The 23,142-nt window shown below is 66.4% G+C and carries 19 protein-coding genes; 6 read left to right on the plus strand and 13 right to left on the minus strand.

Annotated features, from left to right (window positions below; genetic code table 11):
• Positions 1-150: 150 nt before the first annotated feature.
• Together panB and panC are read right to left on the minus strand one after the other, a co-directional pair.
• On the minus strand, positions 151-960 hold the full coding sequence (gene panB / locus AADZ90_RS05695) for a 3-methyl-2-oxobutanoate hydroxymethyltransferase (protein WP_367308710.1): 810 nt from the start codon (positions 958-960) through the stop codon (positions 151-153).
• On the minus strand, positions 957-1,802 hold the full coding sequence (panC, locus tag AADZ90_RS05700; protein WP_367308709.1) for a pantoate--beta-alanine ligase: 846 nt from the start codon (positions 1,800-1,802) through the stop codon (positions 957-959). The genes panB and panC overlap by 4 nt, the downstream gene beginning before the upstream one ends.
• A 240-nt stretch (positions 1,803-2,042) precedes the next feature.
• On the opposite strand from panC, the gene AADZ90_RS05705 reads away from it, so the two are divergent.
• From AADZ90_RS05705 to AADZ90_RS05730, 6 genes are all read left to right on the plus strand, one after another.
• Complete coding sequence (locus AADZ90_RS05705; RefSeq protein ID WP_367308708.1) at positions 2,043-3,068, plus strand: Hint domain-containing protein; 1,026 nt, start codon at positions 2,043-2,045, stop codon at positions 3,066-3,068.
• 290 nt (positions 3,069-3,358) lie between these two features.
• Positions 3,359-4,387: a Hint domain-containing protein gene (locus AADZ90_RS05710; RefSeq protein WP_367308707.1), complete on the plus strand. Its 1,029-nt coding sequence runs from the start codon at positions 3,359-3,361 to the stop codon at positions 4,385-4,387.
• A 228-nt stretch (positions 4,388-4,615) separates the two neighbouring features.
• The gene (locus AADZ90_RS05715; RefSeq protein WP_367308706.1) at positions 4,616-5,602 is read left to right on the plus strand and encodes a Hint domain-containing protein; all 987 of its coding nucleotides are present in this window, start codon (positions 4,616-4,618) and stop codon (positions 5,600-5,602) included.
• 255 nt (positions 5,603-5,857) lie between these two features.
• Complete coding sequence (locus AADZ90_RS05720) at positions 5,858-6,307, plus strand: GFA family protein (protein ID WP_367308705.1); 450 nt, start codon at positions 5,858-5,860, stop codon at positions 6,305-6,307.
• A gap of 350 nt (positions 6,308-6,657) precedes the next feature.
• Positions 6,658-9,144 (plus strand): GcvT family protein, encoded by a 2,487-nt coding sequence (locus AADZ90_RS05725; RefSeq protein WP_367308704.1) that lies wholly within the window; start codon positions 6,658-6,660, stop codon positions 9,142-9,144.
• A 110-nt stretch (positions 9,145-9,254) separates the two neighbouring features.
• Positions 9,255-9,887 (plus strand): Hint domain-containing protein, encoded by a 633-nt coding sequence (locus AADZ90_RS05730; protein WP_367308703.1) that lies wholly within the window; start codon positions 9,255-9,257, stop codon positions 9,885-9,887.
• Between the two features lie 6 nt (positions 9,888-9,893).
• Here AADZ90_RS05730 and AADZ90_RS05735 read toward each other — a convergent pair whose 3' ends face one another.
• The 11 genes from AADZ90_RS05735 to AADZ90_RS05785 form a co-directional block, all read right to left on the minus strand.
• Entirely contained in the window at positions 9,894-10,949 is a 1,056-nt protein-coding gene (locus tag AADZ90_RS05735; protein ID WP_367308702.1) for an NAD(P)/FAD-dependent oxidoreductase, read from the minus strand.
• Entirely contained in the window at positions 10,946-11,878 is a 933-nt protein-coding gene (locus tag AADZ90_RS05740; protein WP_367308701.1) for an aldo/keto reductase, read from the minus strand. Before AADZ90_RS05740 ends, AADZ90_RS05735 begins: the two co-directional genes overlap by 4 nt.
• A gap of 78 nt (positions 11,879-11,956) precedes the next feature.
• Complete coding sequence (locus AADZ90_RS05745) at positions 11,957-13,030, minus strand: BMP family ABC transporter substrate-binding protein (protein ID WP_367308700.1); 1,074 nt, start codon at positions 13,028-13,030, stop codon at positions 11,957-11,959.
• Between the two features lie 34 nt (positions 13,031-13,064).
• Complete coding sequence (locus tag AADZ90_RS05750; RefSeq protein ID WP_367308699.1) at positions 13,065-13,979, minus strand: ABC transporter permease; 915 nt, start codon at positions 13,977-13,979, stop codon at positions 13,065-13,067.
• The gene (locus AADZ90_RS05755; protein ID WP_367308698.1) at positions 13,979-14,308 is read right to left on the minus strand and encodes a hypothetical protein; all 330 of its coding nucleotides are present in this window, start codon (positions 14,306-14,308) and stop codon (positions 13,979-13,981) included. Before AADZ90_RS05755 ends, AADZ90_RS05750 begins: the two co-directional genes overlap by 1 nt.
• Complete coding sequence (locus AADZ90_RS05760; RefSeq protein WP_367308697.1) at positions 14,305-15,414, minus strand: ABC transporter permease; 1,110 nt, start codon at positions 15,412-15,414, stop codon at positions 14,305-14,307. Before AADZ90_RS05760 ends, AADZ90_RS05755 begins: the two co-directional genes overlap by 4 nt.
• A 657-nt stretch (positions 15,415-16,071) precedes the next feature.
• Complete coding sequence (locus tag AADZ90_RS05765) at positions 16,072-17,595, minus strand: ABC transporter ATP-binding protein (RefSeq protein ID WP_367308696.1); 1,524 nt, start codon at positions 17,593-17,595, stop codon at positions 16,072-16,074.
• Positions 17,586-18,488, minus strand: coding sequence for a xanthine dehydrogenase accessory protein XdhC (gene xdhC, locus AADZ90_RS05770; RefSeq protein ID WP_367308695.1), 903 nt, complete (start codon positions 18,486-18,488; stop codon positions 17,586-17,588). The genes AADZ90_RS05765 and xdhC overlap by 10 nt, the downstream gene beginning before the upstream one ends.
• Positions 18,478-21,027: a xanthine dehydrogenase molybdopterin binding subunit gene (locus AADZ90_RS05775; RefSeq protein ID WP_367308694.1), complete on the minus strand. Its 2,550-nt coding sequence runs from the start codon at positions 21,025-21,027 to the stop codon at positions 18,478-18,480. Before AADZ90_RS05775 ends, xdhC begins: the two co-directional genes overlap by 11 nt.
• Complete coding sequence (xdhA, locus tag AADZ90_RS05780; protein ID WP_367308693.1) at positions 21,024-22,574, minus strand: xanthine dehydrogenase small subunit; 1,551 nt, start codon at positions 22,572-22,574, stop codon at positions 21,024-21,026. Before xdhA ends, AADZ90_RS05775 begins: the two co-directional genes overlap by 4 nt.
• 126 nt (positions 22,575-22,700) lie before the next feature.
• Positions 22,701-23,090, minus strand: a complete 390-nt coding sequence (locus AADZ90_RS05785; RefSeq protein WP_367308692.1) for a nuclear transport factor 2 family protein — start codon at positions 23,088-23,090, stop codon at positions 22,701-22,703.
• Between the last annotated feature and the right edge of the window lie 52 nt (positions 23,091-23,142).

Genomic DNA, 23,142 nt, shown 5'->3' on the forward strand with positions numbered 1-23,142 from the left:
GGTTGGAAATTCGCGCATCGCGAATGAAAGGTCCAGTAGGGGAATGCTTACCTTTGGGCGCTGTGCTGTGAGGGTCGCGCCCTCCCGGGGGGAGGCCGCGGCCCGCCGGTGCCGCCGGGCCAGACATCTGGCCGGCGTGTCGCGATGGCCTTACCGATACACCTGATCTTCTCCCGGAAAGCTCCGGTCCTTCACCTCTTCGGCGTAGGTCTTCACCGCCTCCTCGATCATCGGGCCCAACTTGCCGTAGACCTTCACGAATTTCGGTGCCCAGTCGCCGAGGCCCAGCATGTCCTCCAGCACCAGGATCTGCCCGTCGCAGGCGGCCGAGGCGCCGATGCCAATGGTCGGAATAGAGATCTCCCCGGTGATCTTGCGCGCCAGCGGCTCGACCAGCCCTTCCAGCACCACGGCGAAGGCACCGGCCTCTTCCACCGCCTTGGCATCGGCGATCAGATCAGGCCACTGCTCCTCGTCCCGTCCCTGCGTCTTGAACCCGCCCATCACATGCGTCGATTGCGGCGTCAGCCCGGTATGGCCCATCACCGGGATCCCGCGTTCCGTCAGGAACCGGATCGTCTCGGCCATGCTCACCCCGCCTTCCAGCTTCACCGCCCCGCACTGCGTCTCCTTCATGATCCGCGCGGCATTGCGAAAGGCGACCTCCGGGCTCTCCTCGTAGGATCCGAACGGCATATCCACCACGATCAGCGCCCGCTTCGTGCCGCGCACCACCGCCTTGCCATGCACGATCATCAGCTCGATCGACACGCCCAGCGTATTCTCCATCCCGTGCATCACCATGCCCAGGCTGTCGCCGACCAGGATGAAATCCGCGTATTTCTCCACGATCGCCGCCGTATGCGCGTGATAGGAGGTCAGCGAGACGATCGGCTCACCTCCCTTGCGCGCGGCAATCTGCGGCGCCGTCACCCGGCGGATCACGCTTTCCTTGCTCATGGACTGAACTCCCTCTGATCGATCAATAGAACGCCGCCCAGATCGGCCGACAGCAGAATTGCGACAGGCCGGTCGAAGGCGCCGGTTGCAGGTTCCAGCGTCGCGACGTCGACGATATCGATGGCCCGCAGCTTCGCCCGCGGCTCCCCGTTCACCGCCCCGCGCACAGCGCTCTCCATCTGCGAGATCGAGCCCTTGCGCGCCGCGACCTCCCCCGCCCGGTCCAGCCCCCGCGACAGCACCGCCGCCGCCGCCCGGTCCTCTTTCCCCAGCCGCACGTTGCGCGATGACATGGCAAGCCCGTCGGCCTCCCGCACCGTCGGCACCCCGACGACCCGCACCGGCATATGCAGATCCCGCACCATCCGCTTGATCACCTGCAGCTGCTGCCAGTCCTTCTCGCCGAAATAGGCGGCATCGGGCTGAGCGATATTGAATAGTTTGGTCACAACCGTCGCCACCCCCCGGAAATGCCCGGGCCGCACCTTGCCGTGCAGCACATTGGCCAGCCGCACCGTCTCGACGATCGTCTCGTCGCCCTCCGGATAGATCTCCTCGACCGACGGCATCAGGACCGCATCGACCCCCGCCCGCTCGAACTTCTCCAGATCGCCGGCGTCGTCGCGCGGATAGGTCTCCAGATCCTTCGCCTCACCGAATTGCGTGGGGTTCACGAAGATCGTCGTGACCACCCGGTCGTGGTCCGCCTTCGCCGCCGCCACCAGCGCCAGATGCCCGTTATGCAGCGCGCCCATCGTGGTCACCAGGCCCACGCTCTCGCCCGCCGCCCTGTAGCGGGCGATCTCCGCCCGGAACCCCGCGATCCTCGTGCAGACCTGCAAGTGCGGCCCCCCTGACCCATGTCCGACGCCTCTTCCTACGGCGCCGCCGGGGGCGCCACAACCACGGGGGCGGCCCGGCCCGAAGATGCCGCGACCGGATTGTGGCTAAGTTCAAATGCTCAAACGGAAAATTACCACGGTCAACCCGCCGGAATCGCCATTCACACGGCTTGAGGCACGCCCCGCTTTCCCCTAGCACCGATGGCGGCCTCACCATGACAGAAACAAAAGAGCGTTCAAATGGTAAGCCGTTCCTTCTTCGCGATCGACAGCGAAGCCCTTGTCGTCACGTCCTCGACCAACCCCGACATCCTCGACAGCAACATCATCAATGCGTCCGACACGCCCGATGGGACGCGCTTCGTGTTCCAGGGCGGCTTCGGATCGCAGCTCGTCACGCTTGAGGATACCGGCGGCGATCCGGACGTCTTCGAAGACGACGATGGAGAGAACCACGTCATCACCGACGGCGCCGGGCTGGTCGAGGACGGAACTCAGGTTGAAAGCGAATCCGTCATCCTAATCCAGGCCGTCGATGCCGACGGCAATCTCACCGGTCCGGTGATCCAGCTCATCGTTTTCTCTCAGAACGGCGTGACACAGGATGTCTGGGGCTTCTCCACCACCGCCCCGCTCGAGCCCGGCGTCACCTACGAGAAGGTCGGCGACGATATCATCGGCGACAGCATCTATACCGATTTCGTCCCCTGCTTCGCCGCGGGAACGCTGATCCGCACGCCCCACGGCCTCCGCCCGGTCGAGGATATCGCCCTGGGCGATCCGGTCTGGACGCGCGGCGACCCCCGCGCCCGTGTCACCTGGACCGGCGCGACCACCGTCGCGGCGACAGGCGCCTTCGCCCCCATCGTTTTCGCCCCCGGAACCCTCGGCAACACCCGCGAACTCGTCCTCTCCCCCGAACACCGCGTGGCCATCGACGGCGCCCAGGCCGAGCTCATGTTCGGGGAAGAGACCGTGCTCGTCGCCGCCAAGCACCTCCTCGGCGCGCCCGGCGTCAGCCGGCGCGAGGGGGGCACCATCACCTACTGCCACATTATGTTCGACCGCCATCGCATCCTCGACGCGGAAGGCGCCCCTTGCGAAAGCTTCTATCCCGGCGACATGGCGATGACGGCCGTCGACAAGGCCGCCCGCGCCGAACTCATCGCGCTCTTCCCCGAGCTTGCGACCGGCCCCGACAGCTACGGCCCGCTCGCCGCCGCCTGCCTGAAACGGCGCGAAGCGGCGGTGCTTCGTCTGGGCTAGGCGCCGCGCACCTGATTCGCCCGTCAAAGCGCTGTCTTCGTCATCCCTCCACCCATGCGAGAGCCTTATAAACAAGGTCTCTCGCATGGGTGGATAAAGTGATGCGGCGATGCAGCATCATGCCCGAAACGCCGGGCAAAATTGGAAATTAATTTGGTTAAGGCACGCAAACGCCCGAACCCTGCCGCAACCCTGCCGGACGGCCATGTAGGTCTTTCACAGGTAAATGTTGATCTGGCAGACCGGTCGGGACGATCGCCGGGGCTGCCCGTAACAAGGGGGCCGGCTTTATGGTTGCACGCACATTCATCGCTTTCGACAATGATGCCCTGGTGGTCACGTCATCTTCCAGCGGCGGCCTCGTCGGCAACGGGATCATCAACAACTCCGACACCCCGAACGGGACAGAGTTCGTCTACAACCCCGGCTTCGGTCCGCAGGTCGTCACCGTCGACGATACAAGTGCCGATCCGGACATCTTCGACGATGATGAAGAAGCCAACCACGTCATCACCGACGGCTCGGGCCTCGTCGCAAACGGCACGCAGGTCGAAAGTGAATCTCAGATCCTCATCCAGGAGGTGGACGCGAACGGCAATCTCGTCGGTCCGGTCATCGAACTCACCGTGTTCTCGCAAGGCGGTGTCACACAGGATGTGTGGGGGTTCGGCACTACCGTCCCCCTCACGCCCGGCGCGACCTATCGCAAGGTCGGCGGCGATAACGCGGGCGACAGCACCTATACCGATTTCGTTGCCTGCTTTGCCGCCGGCACCCGGATCCGCGTTCCCGGCGGCACCCGCGCCGTCGAAGACATCTCGACCGGTGACCGTGTGTGGACGCGCGACGATCCCGACGCTGTCGTCACCTGGGTCGGCACCACTGAAGTCGAGGCCGAAGGCGCCTTCGCCCCCATCGTCTTCGCCCCCGGCGTGATCGGCAATACCCGCGAACTCGTCCTCTCTCCCGAACACCGCGTCGCCATCGACGGGTCGCAGGCGCAGCTGATGTTCGGCGAAGACACCGTCCTCGTCGCCGCCAAGCACCTCCTCGGTGCGCCCGGCGTCAGCCAGCGCAGCGGCGGGCGGATCACCTTTTGCCACATCATGTTCGACCGCCACCGCATCGTCGACGCCGAAGGCGCGCCCTGCGAAAGCTTCTATCCCGGCGACATGGCGATGAAGGCCGTCGACCGCGCGGCGCGCGACGAACTGGTCGCGCTCTTCCCCGAACTCGCAAACGGCCCCGACGGCTACGGCCCGCTTGCCGCGGCCTGCCTGAAGCAGCACGAGGCAGCGGCCCTTCGCATCGGTGCCTGACGGCAGCCAGATTTCAGGAACCGGCCTGCACCGCTGGTTCCGGCTACCCGCCGACAGACGTACCTCAACCTGAAGTTAGACAGGCAATGCCGTCCTAACTGGCTGAAATCTGCGCATCTCGTGTCGCCGACCTAAAGGGCGCAGCACAAATCTCTATCATAAGTTGACAGCCTTCAGTGCATATTATCTGCTTCCGGCAGGGACCCCTGCCAGAGAGGGCAAACGACTATGGCCACCATCGTCGTTTACGAACTCAATGCCGACCCCTTCGACACCGAAGATGTCGAGGTGATCAACTCGTTCACCGTCGATATCACAGACGATGACGGAACGCTCGAAGACCCCGATGGTGACGGAAGCCCGCAATTCGACGTCAGCTCTCTGCCAGATTTTCAGGGCGACTCCTCCGATCTCGGAACCTTCGAGACCTATACCGGTGAGGTCGATGGCACCCCTGTCACCTTCACGCTGATTCAGTTCGGCACCCGTGAATACATGATCGTCACCGAAGGCTCGGTCGAGGTTGGCGATATCATCGTGGGGACGAACAACGGCGCCACCGTTGCAGATCCGATCGACTATGTAGACCTCCCGGACTTCGTCTGTTTCACCGCCGGGTCACTGATCGAGACGCCGGAGGGGCCGCGCAGGATCGAAACGCTCCACCCCGGCGATCTGGTCAATGTCGCTGAAGGGCCGCCCCGGCCCGTCCGCTGGGTAGGCCGCCGGCGCCTCCGCTCCGACGATCTGAGGCGCAATCCCCATCTGCGACCCGTTCGCATCCGGGCCGATGCGTTCGGGTGCGGCCTTCTCAGGCGCGACGTCATCGTCTCCCCGCAGCACCGGATCGCCACCCGGTCCGCCCGCGCACAGCTCATCTTCGGTGTCTCCGACGTCCTCATCCCCGCCCGCTTCCTGATTGACGGGGCAGGCATCTGCGTGGATCAGGATGCGACGCAGGCAGATTACGTCCACATCTTCTTCGATCGCCACGAACTGGTCGAGGTTGAGGGGCTCTGGACCGAATCCTTCTTCCCCGGCGATACGGCGATGGACGCGATGTCCGACGCGATTCTCCAGGAATTGTTCGAACTCTTTCCTGAACTCGCAGAAGACCTTGGGACCTACGGGCAAACAGCGATGAGGGTGGTCAAAGCCTACGAAGCCAAAGCGCTGGGACCGGGCCTTCATGCGTACAGACCCAAGGGTCGCTGATCCGGCCTCGTGTCCGTTCGTTGGCGTTACCTGACAGAGTATGACGTGAGCCAAACGCCGTGCCCGGCGGCACCGCCGGGCGTCGCCCGACCTCCCCCAGGAGGACGATTTTGCGATATTGCGTATCGCGGAGCCTTCGGGCTTCCGGTGATGCCGGATGAAGCAGGATCGGTGAAACGCCCTCCGGGTCAGGCGATGCCCCATTGCACCGGTTCAGAGACTTGGATCGTCGACCACATCCGCTAGGATCGTCGCATGATCTCAGCCACCCCCATCACCGGCGGCTGCCAGTGCGGCGCCATCCGCTACCGCGCCCAAAGCCTCGGCCGCGCGTCCATCTGCCATTGCCGGATGTGCCAGAAGGCGTTCGGGTCTTTCTTCGGCCCTCTGGTGACGACCGAAGGCCTTGTCTGGACGCGCGGCCCGCCCGCCCGCTTCGACAGCTCCAACCGCAACTGGCGCCGCTTTTGCGCCGACTGCGGCACGCCGCTCACCTACGAGGGCGAGGGCCTCCTCGAGGTCTCCATCGGTTCGCTCGATAACCCCGATCTTGCGATGCCCGAGGTGCAGGTGAACGCCTTGGCCACCCGCCGCGCTTTCGCGATGCTGGCCGATCTGCCTGTGCGCACCGGCGAGGCCGCCGCCGGAGACGAAGCCTGGAACGCGGGCGTCGTCTCGAACCAGCACCCCGATCACGACACATAAGCGGCGGCTTACAGGACCGGATCCATCCATCGGCCGCCGCCTATGCGGCCCTCCCGGCGCCTTAACCTCCTGTCAACGAACAGGGCCGTTGCGCGCGGTCCGTTGCGTTAACCAGGCGCCGGATGACGTATCCCCTCCGACCAAAAGCCGACGGATGTCCGACAGAAAGCCGACACGCTGTTTTCCCTGAGACTTAAGGATTTCAGCCCGAATCATCCCGTCTTTGCGTTACAGTCCGGCAGCCCCCCACCGCGCGTTGCGTCGCATCCGTCGCGAAACCGTCGCCTCCCGCTTGCCGCGGGGCGCCTGACGGTCCTAGGCTCGCCCCGTTACAGGTGAAGGAGTCCGAGATGAAAACCCATGTCAGAGCGCTCGTGATCGGCGGCGGCGCCGTCGGCACCTCCATCGCCTACCACCTCGCCAAGGCGGGCTGGGAGACCATGCTGATCGAACGCGACGAGCTGACCTCCGGCTCTACCTGGCATGCCGCAGGCCTCTTGCCCTACTTCAACATGAGCTACGCCTCGAGCCACATCCACGACTATTCCATCAAGTTTTACAAGACCTTGGAGGAAGAGACGGGCCTCAACCCCGGCTTCTCGGTCGTCGGCAACCTGCGCATGGCCCAATCGCGCGAGCGCATGGATGAATACATGCTCTACGCCACCACGGCTGAAACCGTGGGCATCCCCTATGAATGGCTGACGCCTGCGCAAATCAAGGAGCGCTACCCGCTGGTGCGCACCGAAGACCTCGAAGGCGCGATCTTCCACCCGACCGACGGCTACATCAATCCCGCCGACGTCACGATGGCCATGGCCAAGGGCGCCCGCCAGCACGGCGCGGTGATCGAACGCAAATGGCAGGCCGATGCCTACCATTGGGCCGGCGACCATTGGGAGGTCACGCTCACCAAGATGGCCGAAAAGGGCGGCAACCTCATCGCCACAGACGAGCAGGTGATTGTCCATGCGGATCATGTGGTTACGGCCACCGGCAACCATGCTCAGCGCACTGCGCGGCTCCTCGGCATCAAGACGCCCGCCGTCCCGGTCGAGCATCAATACATCGTCACCGAACCCGATCCCGCCCTCGTCGAATGGCGCAAGACCAACGGAGAGCATCCCGTCCTGCGCGACGTCGACGCCCGCTGGTATGTCCGCGAGGAACGCGGCGGCTGGATCCTCGGCCCTTACGAAGACGGCGCCCCCGCCCGCTTCCGCTACAGCGTCCCCGACAGCTTTCGCGCCGATCTCTTCCCGCTGAATCTCGAGCGGATCGAGCAGGAATACATGGACTTCATCCACCGCATCCCGTCGACGGAAGAGGTTGGTCTGAAAGACGATTTCAACGGCCCCATCTGCTACACGCCCGACGGCAACCCCCTCCTCGGGCCAGCGCCGGGCCTGCAGAACATGTGGCTGGCCGAAGGCTTCTCCTTCGGGATCACGGCCGCTGGCGGGGCAGGGCACTACCTCGCCCAACTGATGACCGAAGGCGAAGCCGAGATCGACATGGGGTCCCTCGACCCCAAGCGCTACGGCGACTGGATGACCTCGGAATACGCCGTCCAGAAGAACGAAGAGACCTATCCGTTCCTCCTCAAGGTCCACTGGCCGGACGAGGAACGCCCTGCCGCAAGGCCACTCCGCACGGCCCCCTGTTATGACCGGATGAAGGACCACGGCGCCCAGTTCGGACAGGTCAACGGCTGGGAAAGACCCAATTATTTCGCGCCCTTGGGCTTCGACGACATGGCGTCGAACAGCTTCCGCCGCGGTGGCTGGTGGCAATACGCAAGGGACGAGGCCGAGGCGATCCGGAACGGTGTCGGCCTGATCGACGCCACCGCCTTCGCCAAGCATCGCATCAGCGGCCCCGGCGCGACGGCCTTCCTCGACTGGTTCACCACCAACCGGCTGCCCAAAGTCGGCCGCATCAACCTGACCTATGCGCTTTCCACCGCCGGGACGACCCGCACCGAATACACGATCGTCCGCCAGGGCGAGAACGACTATTACCTTGTCTCCGCAGGCGGCCTCCACGCCTATGACGAAGATTATCTCTACAAGGCGATCTGGGAGAAAGAGGATGAGTTTGGCCGCATCAACGAGGAGGATGTGACCACCAAATGGGGCGTCTTCGCCATCGCCGGTCCGAAATCCCGCGATGTCCTGGCCGACCTCATCCGCGACCCCGAGCCCGAGAGGGCCCTGTCGAACAAGCGCTTCCCCTGGCTTTCGGCCCGCGACATCGAACTCGGCATGGTCCCCGTCAAGGCCATCCGCGTCGCCTATACCGGCGAGCTTGGCTGGGAACTGCACCACCCGATCGAGATGCAGAACCACCTCTTCGACCGGCTGATGGAGGCGGGCGAGAAACACGGGCTCAAGCTCGTCGGCGCCCGCGCCCAGAACTGGCTCCGGCAGGAGAAGTCCTACCGCGCCTTCGGCACCGAACTTGGCCGCGACGCCACTCCGCTCGAGGCGGGCCTCGACCGCTTCGTCGACCTCACCAAAAACTTCCACGGCAAGGCCGCGATGGAGGCGACGGGCCTCCGCAGCAAATGCATCACCCTCCACATCGCGGGGCCCAACGATGCCGATCCCTGGGGCCGCGAGGCGCTCTACAGGAACGGCGAACGTGTCGGGCGCTGCACCTCGGGCGGCTACTCCGTCGCGGCGGCAAAATCCATCGCCATGGGCTACGTCACCCCCGATCATGCCACCCCGGGAACCGAGCTTGAGGTCAAGATGTTCGACCGCCTCTGGCCCGCAATCGTCACCGAAGACAGCCCCTACGACCCCGGCAATAAGCGGATTCGTGTGGATTCCTAGCTCCTGACAAAGCTTTGCCTTAATTCAACTAAGTTAACCGCATTCCGACCATGATCCTGCCACGGTGCTGTGCAGCACTGTTTCCGTGGGAGACTCAAAGGGGCGCGGAAATGACTTTCATGTCCAAGATCGGGGACCGTCTGGCGGATTGTGCCGTCACTGGCGTTTCCGCCGATGCCTTGCTTCGGACACCTTGTGGTGCCCGCCGGGCGGAGTTCATCCGGTCCGGCGATCTGGTAGTAACCCGTGACAATGGTCTTCAGCCGGTCCGCGCCGTGTGGACCCGAACAATTACCCGGGCCGACATGCAGGCAGATCCGTCTCGCTGTCCGGTCCACCTCGCCCCTCGCGTCGTCGGGCCGATGATGCCGCAGCGCCCCCTCACGCTTGCGCCGGATCATAAGATCCTCGTGCCCGCCTACCTGTTGAGTGAAATCGACGCGAAGGGCGGCCTTCTCAAGGCGCGCACCCTCACCGACCTCACAGAGGGGGCGCGCCTTGATCGGGAGGCCGAAGAGATCACGTTCTACAACGTGGTCTTCGATACACCGCAGATCGTTATGGCCAGCGGATTGCCAGTGGAAACCTACCACGTCTGCGCCGACCGTCTGGCGGATGTGCCCGAACGGGCCCGCGAAACACTGGTTCAGACATTTCCGATCCTGCGCGGCACCGGCGATCCGGTTCCGGCCCTGGCCTACCCGACCGTGGGGGCCGAGCAATACGCACGATCCGTCGCCTGAGCGGGCCTAGAACCGCCCGGGCGACAAAGCGTTCACAGCCTCTTCGGCAAGTGTAGGCGCGCGCCTGAACACTAGATCGGCGACCAGCCGTGCCGCGGCAAACGACGTCTGAAACCCATATCCGCCCTGACCGGCGCACCAGATGAAGGACGGCTCCGCCGGGTCCGGCCCCAGCACCGGCGTGCGGTCCGGCGCGAAACTCCGCAGCCCCGCCCAAGAGCCCTCGACCCGCGTCACAGGTGCTGTGACCATCGCCTCGTATCGCGCCAGCCCCTCGGCCAGCACCATGTCGTCCGCCCAGGCGTCCTGCGCCTCCACCGGGTCCTCGTCTGCGGGGGAGACCAGCCATTTCCCCGCATCCGGCTTGGCATACCAAGTCTCGCCCGCATCCAGCAGGAACGGCCACCCGGTCACGTCATGCCCGCCAGGCGCGGGCAGCCGCGCCATCGATCGCCGATAAGGCTGAATCCCCTTGGGCGCGATCCCTGCCATCGCCGCAATCCCGTCCGCCCAGGCCCCCGCCGCATTCACCAGCCGCTCGGCGACAAAGGTCTCCTCCGCCGTCTCGACCCGCCAGACCGCGCCGTCCCGCACGATGCTGGTCACGCTGGCCCCGGTCACGACCCGCCCGCCCGCCGCCCGCACCGCCTTGGCGAAGCCCTGCAACAGAAGGTCGGTGTCGATATCGAACGCCTCTTCGATCCACGCCGCCCGCGCCACTGCAGGCCCCAGGATCGGCACCCGCTCCTGCGCCTCGGCGACGCCGATCTCGGCCATCCCCTGCGCCGCGTCCTCGAAGCCCTCAAAACCCATCGGCGCCACCATCAACACGCCCCTCGGCGACAGGACACCGGCGGCTTCCAGCCCCGCCCGGCTGCCGCGGTTCAGGGCCCAGACGGTCTCGTTCCCGTAGCTGTCGAAATACATCGCGGCCGACCGCCCCGAGGCGTGATAGCCAACCGCCCGCTCGCCTTCGAGCAACGTCACCTCGGCGTCCTCCGACAAGGCCGCCGCCGCCGACAGCCCCGCGATGCCCCCGCCGATCACGACGATCCGGCTCATGCTTCCTCGATCCGATCGGTCGCAGGCGGCGGGGCAGGGGACAGCGCCGTGATCCGCTCGTACAGCGCATCGTCCATGGCAAAGGTCATCCCAGCCAGCGACGGCTCCAGCTGCTCTGCAGTCCGCGCCGACAGGATCGGCCCCACCTCCGGCGCGTGCCGTGCCAGCCACGCCACTGCCAGCGTCGCCGCAGGCACGCCGACCTCGCTTGCGGTCCTGGCCAGCCCGTCCGCCGCCTCCCGCATCCAACTCAGCCCATAGCGCGCCGCATAGCGGTCATCCTCGCTCAACCGCCCCGCGCCGCCCGCCGCATACTTCCCGGTCAGCAAGCCGCCGCCGAGCGGCGAATAGGGGAAGACCGCGATCCCCTGATCGGCCGCCATCGGCAGGATCTCCACCTCGACCTGCCGCTTCACCAGGTTCATCATCGGCTGGATCGCATCGATCCGCGTCCCGAACCGTTCTGCCACCACCTGCGCCTTCATCACCTGCCACGCGGCGAAGTTCGACACCCCCAGATACCGGACCGACCCGCCTTCCTGCAGCTCCGCCAGGGTCGAAAACGTCTCTTCCAGCGGCGCATCCCCGTCCCACCGGTGCAGGTAGAGCAGATCGACCACCTCCAGCCCCAAGCGCTCCCGGCTCTCGCTGAAGGATCCAAGGATGTTCCCGCGCCCCGACCCGCCTTCATAGGCGACCTTCGTCGCCACGAACACCGCGTCCCGCTCCGGCCCGACAAGCGCGCCCAGCATCCGCTCGGACGCCCCGTCCGTATAGGCATGGGCCGTATCGAAATGGCTGATCCCGGCCGCCCGGCAGGCCCGGTACATCGCCGCCGCATCATCCTCGGACGCCCGCCCGCCCCACTGCATCGCCCCATAGGCAAAGCGCGAAACCGGCGCGCCCGAACGTGTCGTCAATCCCATCATGGCGCGACCGTCCCACAGCCCGGCGCAAAGAAAAAGGCCCTCCCGCCAGGGAAGGGCCTTACCGTCAAGAACCACCCCTTACTGCGGGATCTCGCCTTCAAGCCCCTCGACATAAAAGTTCATGCCCAGCAGGTCCTCGTCAGACGCCGTCTCGCCCTCGGCCAGCCAGACCGACCCGTCCTGACGATTGATCGGCCCGGTGAACGGATGGTACTCGCCCGCCTCGATCCGTGCCTTCATGTCCAACGCCTCGGCCCGTAGCTCCTCGGGCACCGCATCGGTGATCTCGCCGATCTTGACCATGCCGGGCGCGATGCCGTCCCAGGTATCCTCGCTCTCCCAGGTCCCGTCGATCACCGCCTGAACGCGGTCGATGTAATAGGGCGCCCAGTCATCGATGATCGACGATACACGCGGCGAAGGCGCAAACTCACTCATGTCAGACGCCTGCCCAAAGCCGATCACACCGCCCGCTTCCTCGGCCGCCGCCAGAGGTGCAGTCGAGTCCGTATGCTGCAGGATCACGTCCGCGCCCTGGTCGATCAGCGTCCGCGCCGCCTCGGCCTCCTGCGCGGGGTCGAACCAGGTGTAGACCCAGATGATCCGGTACTCGACATCTGGGTTCACCGCCTTGGCGTGCAGGTAGGAGGCGTTGATCCCCCGGATCACCTCGGGGATCGGGTACGAGCCGATATAGCCGATGATGTTCGACTCGGTCATGTTCCCCGCGATATGCCCCTGGATCGCACGCCCTTCATAGAACCGCGCCGAATATGTCGACACGTTCTCGGCCCGCTTGAAGCCCGTCGCATGCTCGAACTTCACGTCCGGGAACCGCTCGGCCACGGCGATCGTCGCATCCATATAGCCGAACGAGGTGGTAAAGATCAGGTCCGCGCCGTCCAGCGCCATCTGCGTCATCACCCGCTCCGCATCCGCGCCTTCGGGCACGCTTTCGACGAACACCGTCTCGACCGCATCGCCGAAATGCGCCTCGACGGCCAACCGCCCCTGATCGTGCTCATAGGTCCAGCCGCCATCGCCGACCGGCCCCACATAGACGAAGCCGACCTTGGTTGGATCGTCCTGGGCAAACGCCATGCTGGCGAGCCCGAGCGCCGCGGCGGCGCCAAGTAGTGTCCTGCGTTTCATTCTCATTTCCCCTGTTGGTGGCCCCGGCATTCCCTCAGCCGGTCTTGTGAAAGATGCGCCCCAAAGACGCCGGGGCGCGGCCCGAGGACATTAGGACGAGCACCAGAATGGTGACAAGATAGGGCGACATCGACAGGTACTCGACCGGGATCGCGACGCCCGCCGCCTGCAAATTCAGCTGTAGCACCGTCACCCCGCCAAAGAGCCAGGCACCGATCAGCGCGCGCCAGGGCTTCCACGAGGCGAAGACGACGATCGCCAGCGCAATCCACCCCGCACCCGCAGTCATCCCTTCCGTCCACTGCGGCACCCGGACAAGGCTGATATAGGCCCCGCCGATCCCCGCGCAGGCCCCGCCGAAGGCGATCGCCATCAGCCGGATCCGGATCACCTTGTAGCCCAGTGCGTGCGCCGCATCGTGGTTCTCGCCCACCGCCCGCAGGATCATCCCGCCCCGGCTGCGATTCAGGAACCACGCGACCGCCACGGTCAGCGCGAGCCCCGCATAGACGATCAGATCCTGAGAAAACACGATCCGCCCGACCACCGGCAGATCGCTCAGAACCGGCAGGTCCAGCCGGGCCGGTGTCGGCCCCTTCACGCCCTGATAGCCTTGCCCAAGGAGCGCCGACAGCCCCAACCCGAACAGCGTCAGCGCCAGCCCCGTCGCCACCTGATTGCTCAGAAGGTACTGCGTCAGCACCCCGAAAATCAGGCTCAACAGCGCCCCGCCCAAAGCCGCGCCCAGAAACCCCAGATACGGATTGCCGCTCTCCACGCCCACGATGAACCCGCAGATCGCGCCGGTGATCATCATCCCCTCGACGCCAAGGTTCAGCACCCCCGCCCGCTCGACGATCAGCTCCCCCAGCGCCGCGAACAGCAAAGGCGTCGCCGCCACGATCAGCGAGGCGACCAGCAAGACGGGATTGATCGACGACAGGTCCATCAGGGCGTTCCCACCTGAGATCCGATAAAACCGAGCAGCGACAGAGAGAGACCAAGAAGGAAGCCAAGGAGGAGGAAAAACCAGCTGCGTTTATCTGTCTGCAGCCTCGAGCTCGCTCTTGCTCTTAGCTCCAGATCCTCCTGACGATTGGCGGCATACCAAAGAAGCCATAGCCAAAGCGCACCTGCGACCAGAACCGCACCAAGAACAATGCCGAAAACCCATGCTGTTGTCTCAGTACCGTTCATGGCGGTGGTCGACAGGGCTCCAAACAAGACCCCGACGAAGACGCTTATCAAAGACCCCAAGATCGTCCCAACGTGTCTCATTCCGCCGCCTCCGTCCGCAGCGCCTGCACCGGCTCCCGCCGCCCGATCCGCAGCCGGAACCGCGTCAGCACGTCGACCGCCAGCAGGAAGAACAACAGCATCCCCTGGAACATCGAAATCGCCGCCCCCGGCAGCCCCAGCTGCGACTGCGCGATCTCGCCGCCGATATAGGTCAGCGCCATCAGAAGCCCCGCGAACAGGATCCCCACCGGATGCAAGCGGCCCAGGAAGGCCACGATGATCGCCGTGAACCCGTAGCCCGTGTTGAAATCAATGGTGATCTGCCCCGCCGGCCCCGTCACCTCGAAAAGCCCGGCGAGACCCGCCAGAGCCCCCGAGATCCCCAGACAGATCACAATGAGCCGCCCCGGCACGACGCCGGCGAACCGCGCCGCCTTCGGCGCCTCACCCGTCAGTCGGATATGAAAGCCCAGCACATGCTTCTCCAGCAGCACATAGGCGAAGATCACCGCGATCAGCGCCGCGACCACGCCCCAGTGCATCCCCGATCCCGCAATCAGCTCCGCATTGGCCGACGCCTCCCATTGCGACAGGTTCCGCGAGCCCGGAAAACCCATCCCCTCCGGGTTCCTGAGCGCCCCGAGCGCCATCGCGCTCAACAGCCGCTCGGCCACATAGACCAGCATCAGCGACACCAGGATCTCGTTCGCCCCGAACGTGACCCGTAGCAGCGCTGGGATCATCGCCCAGAGGAACCCGCCCAGCGCGCCGAAGAGCACCATCAGCGGAAAGATCCACCGTGTCTCGGCTGGGTAAAGTGCCAGCCCCACCGCCGCCCCGCAGATCGCGCCAAGGATGTATTGCCCTTCCGCTCCGATATTCCAGATCCCCGCGCGAAACCCCAGGGCCAGCCCGATCGCGATCAGGATCAGCGGCGCGCCCTTCACCAGAAGCTGCGGCCGGTAATAGAAGGCGAATTCCCCGAAAAGCGGCTCCCAAAAGATCACCCGGATCGCCGCCACCGGATCCTTGCCCAGCAACGCGAAGAGCAGCCCGCCCGCCACCATAGTCGCGAAAACCGCGATCAGCGGCGTCACCCAGGCCATCACGGCCGACGGCGCCGCCCGCCGCTCCAGCGCGATCATGACCGCCCCCCGTGCCCGATCGTGGGAAGAGGGGCAAATGCCGCGCCGGGCCTCGAAGGATGCACAGCTTCGCCGTGGTCCCGGCCGGACAGACCAAGCACAGGCCCGCCTCGATCTTTTCGCCGCCGCGACCTCGATGTGGCTCCAACCCGGACCCGATGCCGTCCCGCTGATCGCAAGTCGGTCCGGACATCAGTCTCGAAGAGGGCGCTCTCGGTCACGTGACCCGCGCCGCGGACATCTTTCTCAGACCAACCAATGGCCGTCACCAGTGACCAGTCCCAAAAGGACCACCCCGCAGACGTGTTGCGCGGGGACACCCTGCGTACTGTTCCTCCACTGACCATAAACCGATCCGCTCCATACCGGCCCCGATCCGCCGAAACGCGCCGATCCGGACGAGAGAACAAACACCATTCCGGACGAGCCGGGACACGCCGGACAAGCCACGCCTGCGCGCACCACTCCCAACGCGCCGCAACGCGATCGGCCAGACGAGCGCAGGCCCCTCCCGTCCGAGGAAGACAATCCGCCGCCTCTCCGGAAACCCGGCCCACCCCACCCATTAACCACCGGTTAACGTTAACACCCATTAACCTTAACGCCCCGCGCGCCGGAGCAGCCCCCCGCTTCATCTGGCCATAAATACTCAAATCCTCACTCTGCCACATGCGCGGCACTCATATCATGGGCCCCGCCCAGCATGAGGCCGATCTGATCCACCGTCAGATCCGCCGTCCCAAGCGGCGCACTCAGCCGCCCTTCGTTCAAGGCCGCGAAGCGATCCGACACCTCGACCAGCTCGTCCAGATCCTGGCTGATCACCACGACCGCCGCCCCCTCCGCCGCCAGATCCAGCAGCGCCTGCCGGATCTGCGAAGCCGCCTTCGCATCGACCCCCCAGGTCGGCTGATTGACGACCAGAACGGCCGGGCGCTGCAGCACCTCGCGCCCGATCACGAATTTCTGCAGGTTCCCGCCCGACAGCGATCCCGCCGCCGCCTCGGCGCCCGCAGTCCGCACATCGAACGCCCCAATCACCTCCTCAGCGAACCCCTTCGCCGCCCGCCAGCGCACGAACCCGCTGCGGGCCAGCCCCTTCCGCGTCATCCCAGACAGGGCGGCATTCTCCGTCAGGCTCATCCCCGGCGCCGCCGCGTGGCCCAGCCGCTCCTCCGGCGCACAGCACAGGCCCAGTGCCCGGCGCGCCTCCGGCCCCAGCGCCCCGACCCCCCGGTCGCCGAACCGAACCATCCCCGGCCCGACCCGCGCCTCTCCGGACAGCACCGCCAGCAACTCGTCCTGCCCGTTCCCGGCGACCCCGCCGATGCCCAGCACCTCACCGGCGCGCACCTCGACCGAGATGTCCTTCAAGGCCGTCCCGAACGCATTGCGCGACGGCGCCGACAGCCCATCCAGCCGCAGCACCACGTCGCCCACCGGCCGCGCCTCGCGCTCGGGCCGCTCCAGCAGCCCGCCGACCATCAGCTCCGCCAGCTCCCGCGCCGTCTTCTCCCGCGGATCGCAGCGCGCCACGACCTCGCCGCCCCGCAGGATCGTCGCCCGGTCGCACAGCGTCCGGATCTCCTCCAGCTTGTGCGAGATATACAGGATCGCCGTCCCTTCCGCGCTGATCTGGCGCAGCGTCGCGAACAGGATCTCCACCTCCTGCGGCGTCAGCACGCTCGTCGGCTCGTCCATGATGAACAGCCGCGGCGCCTGCAGCAGGCAGCGCACGATTTCCACCCGCTGCCGCTCCCCCGCCGACAGATCGCCCACCGCGCGGGCCGGATCCAGCGGCAGGCCATACTCAGTGCTCACCTCCCGGATCCGCGCCGACAACGCCTTCTGGGCAGGCGGATCGGCCATCCCCAAAGCGATGTTTTCCGCCACGCTCAGCGCATCGAAGAGCGAGAAATGCTGGAACACCATCGCCACGCCCGCATCCCGCGCCGCGTTCGGATCGCCGGGCGCATACTCCGCCCCCGCCATCTCCATCCGTCCCGCATCCGGCGCGACCAGCCCGTAGATCATCTTCACCAGCGTCGACTTGCCCGCGCCGTTCTCACCCAGCAAGGCATGCACTTCGCCCGCCGCCACATCGAACGAGACGTCCTTGTTGGCCTGCACCGCGCCATAGGCCTTCGACAGGCCGCTCGCCCGGAACAACGTCACGCCCATTTCTCCCCGGCCAGCGCCAGGGGCGCCGCCAGCATCTCCCGCGCGACCCCGATCGCAATCGCCTGCGGATGTTTGCCCAGCGCCGGATCCCCGATCGGGCAGTCGATCCGCGCCACCTCCTCTGGCCCATGCCCCAAGGCCCCCAGACGGGACCGAAACCGAGCCCACTTCGTCGCCGACCCGATCAACCCGCATCGCGCAAAGCCCCGCGCCAGCAGCCGGTGACACAATTCCAGATCCAAGGCGTGGGAGTACGTCAGAACCAGATGCCCCGCCGCCTCCGGCGCCCGCGCGACCAACACCTCCGGCCGCGCCGCGGCCAGCACCGTCACGCCTTCCGGCACCGTCTCCGGAAACCGTTTCAAATCGGTATCCACCCAAACGATCCGCAGACAGGGCAGGGGGGCCAGCACCTCCACCAAGGCCCGCCCCACATGTCCCGCGCCCCAGATCCACATTTCCCGCTCCGGCGCCAGAACCGGCTCGATCATCCAGCCATCTACGAAGGTGGCAACCCCGTGCCCCCGCGCCCGCCGTACCGCCAGGGTCTCTCCGCGCCCCTCGATATCCCGCGCGACAACCGGCCCCGCCAAGGCCTCGACCGAGGACGCATCCCACACCTCCGTCACCAACGTCACCGCCCCGCCGCAGCACTGCCCCAAGGCCGGCCCCAACGGGTGCCGCACGGCTCTCATCGCGCCGTCCCGCGCCGCCCGCGCCGCCTCGAATTCCAGCGCCCCGCCGCCGATCGTCCCACTCTGCCCGTCCGCCCAGACCAGCATCGCCGCGCCCACCTCCCGCGGCACCGAGCCTCGGGTTTCGGCCACGACCACCCGCGCGACCGTTCCATGCAAAGCCACCGCCCGCTTCAGCCCGTCCAGATCAAAGCTCATCGCGCACCCTCCGCACGGCCATTAGCACCCGCTCCGGCGTCGCGGGCGCATCCAGCATCGGATAGCCCTCCCCGCAGGCCGCCACCGCGTCGCTCAAAGCGAGCCAAACCGAGATCCCCAGCATGAACGGCGGCTCCCCCACAGCCTTGGAGCGATAGATCGTCTCCTCCCGGTTCGACCCGTCCCAAAGCGCCACGTTGAACACGTCTGGCGTGTCCGAGGCGCAGGGGATTTTATAGGTCGACGGCGCGTGCGTCCTCAGCCGCCCGTCGTCGTCCCAGACCAGCTCCTCTATGGTCAGCCATCCGGCGCCCTGGACGAAGCCCCCTTCGATCTGCCCGATATCGAGCGCCGGGTTCAGCGATTCCCCGCAATCGTGCAGGATATCCGTCCGCAGAATCCGGTTCTCGCCGGTCAGCGTGTCGATCACAACCTCGCTCACCGCGCAGCCATGGGCGAAGTAGAAGAACGGCCGTCCCTCGCCCTTGATCCGGTCCCATTTGACCTTGGGCGTCCGGTAGAACCCGGTCGCACTCAGGCTCACCCGGTTCTCGTAGACGATCTTGGCGGCATCGGCGAAGCTCATCTCTTCCGTCCCGACCCGCACTCGTCCTTCGGCAAAAACCACATCCGCAGGCCGCGCCTGATAGAGCTGCCCCAGACATTCCGCCATCCGCTCCCGGATCGTGTCGCAGGCGGCCTTGACGGCCATCCCGTTCAGATCCGACCCGCTCGAGGCCGCCGTGGCCGAGGTATTGGGCACCTTCGCGGTATCCGTCGCCGTGATCCGCACGACGTCCGGATCGACCCCGAAGCGCGACGCCGCCACCTGCGCGACCTTCCGGAACAGCCCCTGTCCCATCTCGGTCCCGCCATGGTTCATGGCGATCGTCCCGTCCTGATAAACGTGCACCAGCGCCCCCGCCTGATTGAGATGGGTCAGCGTGAACGAGATCCCGAACTTCACCGGCGAAAACGCGATCCCCTTCTTCAAGATCTCGTTCCCGGCATTCCACGCCCGCACCGCCGTCCGCCGCGCCTCATAGCCCGACGTCTCCAGCAGCCGCGCCGTCATCGCCCCCAGCTCGAAATCGGTCACCTCCATCCCATAGGGCGTCGTGTTCCCCCGCCGTGTTCCCGCGACATGTCCGGTCATCCCGGAAAGCGCCGTCTCTTCCGCGGCCGCGTCCCGCCGCGGCCGCGCATCGCTCAGCGGCAGCGCATCCTCTCCCAGCCGCATCCCGCCCCGATCCGACGGCACCGACCCGACCGCCCCGCGCGACGCGACATCGCCCTCCGGCGCGACCCGTACCTCCTTCATCTGGCCGGAAATACTCCGGGGGGGCGCGTCAGCGCGGGGGGCAGCGCCCCCCTCTGTCCGCTCCGCATAGTAATTCCGCCGCCGTAGCTCCACCGGGTCCACCCCCAGCACATGCGCCGCATGATCCATCACCCGCTCGATCCCGACCATGCCCTGGGGTCCCCCGAACCCCCGGAACGCCGTCGCCGATTGGGTATTGGTCTTCAACCGGTGCGACGTAATCCGCGCCGCCGGCAACAGATACGCATTATCCGCATGCAGCATCGCCCGGTCTGCCACCGGCAAGGACAGATCCTGAGACCACCCGCAGCGCACATAATGCGTGAAATCCACCCCCAGGATCCGCCCGTCCCCATCGACCCCCGCCCGATACGCGATCCGCAGATCATGCCGCTTGCCCGTCACGACGAAATCGTCGTCCCGGTCATAGCGCATCCGCACCGGCCGCCCTGTCGCCCGCGCCACGACAGCACAGGCGACGGCCAGGGCATTCCCCTGGCTCTCCTTGCCGCCGAACCCACCGCCCATCCGCCGCACCTCGACGCGGATATCGGCCATCGACAGCCCCAGGGCCTCCGCCACCTTGTGCTGGATCTCCGTCGGATGCTGGGTCGAGGAATGGACGATCATCCCGTCCTCCTGCGGCAAGGCCAAAGCCGCCTGCCCCTCGAGGTAAAAGTGCTCCTGCCCCCCGACCTCCAGCACCCCTTCGACGACATGCGCTGCCCCGACCAGAGCCCCTTCCACATCGCCCTTGGCATAGATCCGCGGCCCGTCCTCGAACCGGCTCCCGGCCGCCAGCGCGTCATCCACCGTCAGGATCGGCTCCAACTGCTCATATTCAACCAAAGCCAACCGCAAAGCCGCCCGCGCCGCCAGATGGCTCTCCGCCGCCACGACGAACAGGGGCTGGCCCGCATAAAACACCTCCCCCTCCGCCAGCAGCGGCTCATCATGCACCGACGGCGAGACGTCATTGGCGAAGGGCAGATCCTCCGCCGTCAACACCGTCACGACCCCCGGCGCCGCGCGCACCGCCTCAAGATCCATGGCGACGATACGCCCCCGCGCGACCTCGCTCAGCCCGAAGGCCAGCGACAGGCACCCGGGCGGCGCCGGCAGGTCGTCCACATACCGCGCCCGTCCGCTCACATGCAGGGCGGCACTGTCGTGGGGCAGGGCGCGGCCTACCACGTCGCGGCGCACGTCGTCCTTCATTCCGCCGCCATCCCGAGGACCGAAACATTGCCGCCCTCCAGATCCTCGAAATACCGCCGCACCATCCCCTCCGCTGCCGCCAGCCGATAGGCGGCAGAGGCGCGCATATCCGACAAAGGCGAGAAGTCCTCACCCAACAACCCGGACGCCGTCGCGAACGTCTCCCGCGCCCAAGGCGCCGCCACCAAAGCCGCCTCGACCGCGCCCGCCCGCTTCGGCACCCCCGCCATCCCGCCAAACGCCACCCGCGCCGCCCCGATCACCCCGTCCTCGACCGTCACAGACAAGCAGCCGCACACGGCCGAGATATCCTGATCGAACCGCTTCGACAGCTTGTAACAGCGCAGCCGATCTGCCTGCCGAGCAAACGAGACCGCCTCGACGAACTCCCCCGGCGCCAGATCCTGCTTGCCATACTCCAGAAAGAAGTCCTCCAGCGGCATCTCCCGCCGGTCCTCCCCCTTCCGTAGATGCAAGAGGGCTCCCAAAGCGATCAGCGCCGGAGGCGAATCCCCGATCGGCGAGCCATTGGCGATATTCCCGCCCACCGTCGCCGCATTCCGCACCTGCACCGACCCATACCGCCGCAACATCTCCGCGAATGACGGATGCAACTCAGCGACCACTTCCCGCAGTTCCTCGACCGAGGCCATCGCCCCGACGCGAACCCGCTCCTCTCCAACCGCGATCCCCCGCAGATCCGAACAGCCTCCCAGAAACGCGACCTCTCCCAGATCGCGCAGCCCCTTCGTCACCCAAAGCCCCACATCCGTCGCCCCGGCGATCAGCACAGCCTCCGGATGCGCCAGATACCACGCCGCCAGCTCATCAGCCGAGCCAGGCCGAAACCCCGCCCGCCCGCCAATCCCCGGCACCTTCATCTGGCCCAAAATACTCCCGCCGGAGGCTGAGGACCGTCTCGGTAACGCTCCGGTGGAGCGTTTCAGGTCCGAAGGGTCGGAGACCGCCTTTACGCGAACCGTCCCCGCCCCCTCGGTTTCAAGCGACCCACTCGACTGCCGCGCCCCGCTCCCCGCAGGGGCGTCCGCGCGCTCCGCGCGGACTTCCCCGGCCAGCCACGCAGGAACCTCCCTGTCCTCACACGCCGCCGCCGCCCGCAGGATCGGCGCATATCCCGTGCATCGGCACAGGTTCCCCGCGATCTGATCCGCATGATCCCGCCGTCCGTTCAGATGCGCCACCGCCATCGTCACCACGAAGCCCGGCGTGCAGAACCCGCATTGCGACCCGTGATGGGCGACCATCGCCTCCTGCACCGGATGCATCTCTCCGGCCGGCCCCGCGATCCCCTCGACCGTCCGCACCGAGCACCCCTCCAGCTGCCCCATGAACAGAATGCAGGCGTTCAGCGCCAGGGCGTCACCGTCCCGCACAACCATCACCGAACAGGCGCCGCAATCGCCTTCGTTGCAGCCCTCCTTGGTCCCGGTCAGCCCACGCACTTCGCGCAGCCAGTCCAACAGCGTCACCGTCGGCCCGACATCGACCCGCACGGCCTCCCCGTTCAGCCGGAACGATACCTCCATGGTGCAAACCCGCCGCCTTACCGATCGCTGCCTTAAGGCCCGCCCTCGATGCGGCGTAGAAGGCGGCCAGCCGCAATGAAACCGCGCCGCGCCGCCTTTGACAAGCCTCCCGCGGGCCGATTGGCCCTAGCTCAGGACATCCTGCCGCGCATCGGCCCGGAAAACCGAGATATCCGCATAGACGCCCCAATCGGCGATGCGGCCCTTTTCATCGAAGCGATATATATCCGTGCAGGGCACGGAAATCCGCGCCCCGTCCTCCTGCCGGTGAAAGAACGACGTCACCTCGATCACCACGATCCCGTCCTTCTCCCAGGCCAGATGCGTCTCATGCCCCTCCCACCGGACCAGTTTGCCCTGCGCCGCCATATGGTCCCGCAGCCCCTGCACCCCCTGCCGCGCCGGCAGTCCCGCACAGCGATAGACCAGATCCGGCGCCAGATACTCCGCCGCCAGATCCCAATCGCCCAGGCCCACGGCCCGCTCCATCGCCTCCACGGTCTCGATCCCGGTCATCGCCCGCTCCTTCGCTCTTCGCGATCAGAGCTAATGCGCGCCGAGCGGCAAA

Source organism: Aestuariibius violaceus (assembly GCF_040779325.2).
Taxonomy (GTDB): Bacteria; Pseudomonadota; Alphaproteobacteria; order Rhodobacterales; family Rhodobacteraceae; genus Aestuariibius; species Aestuariibius violaceus.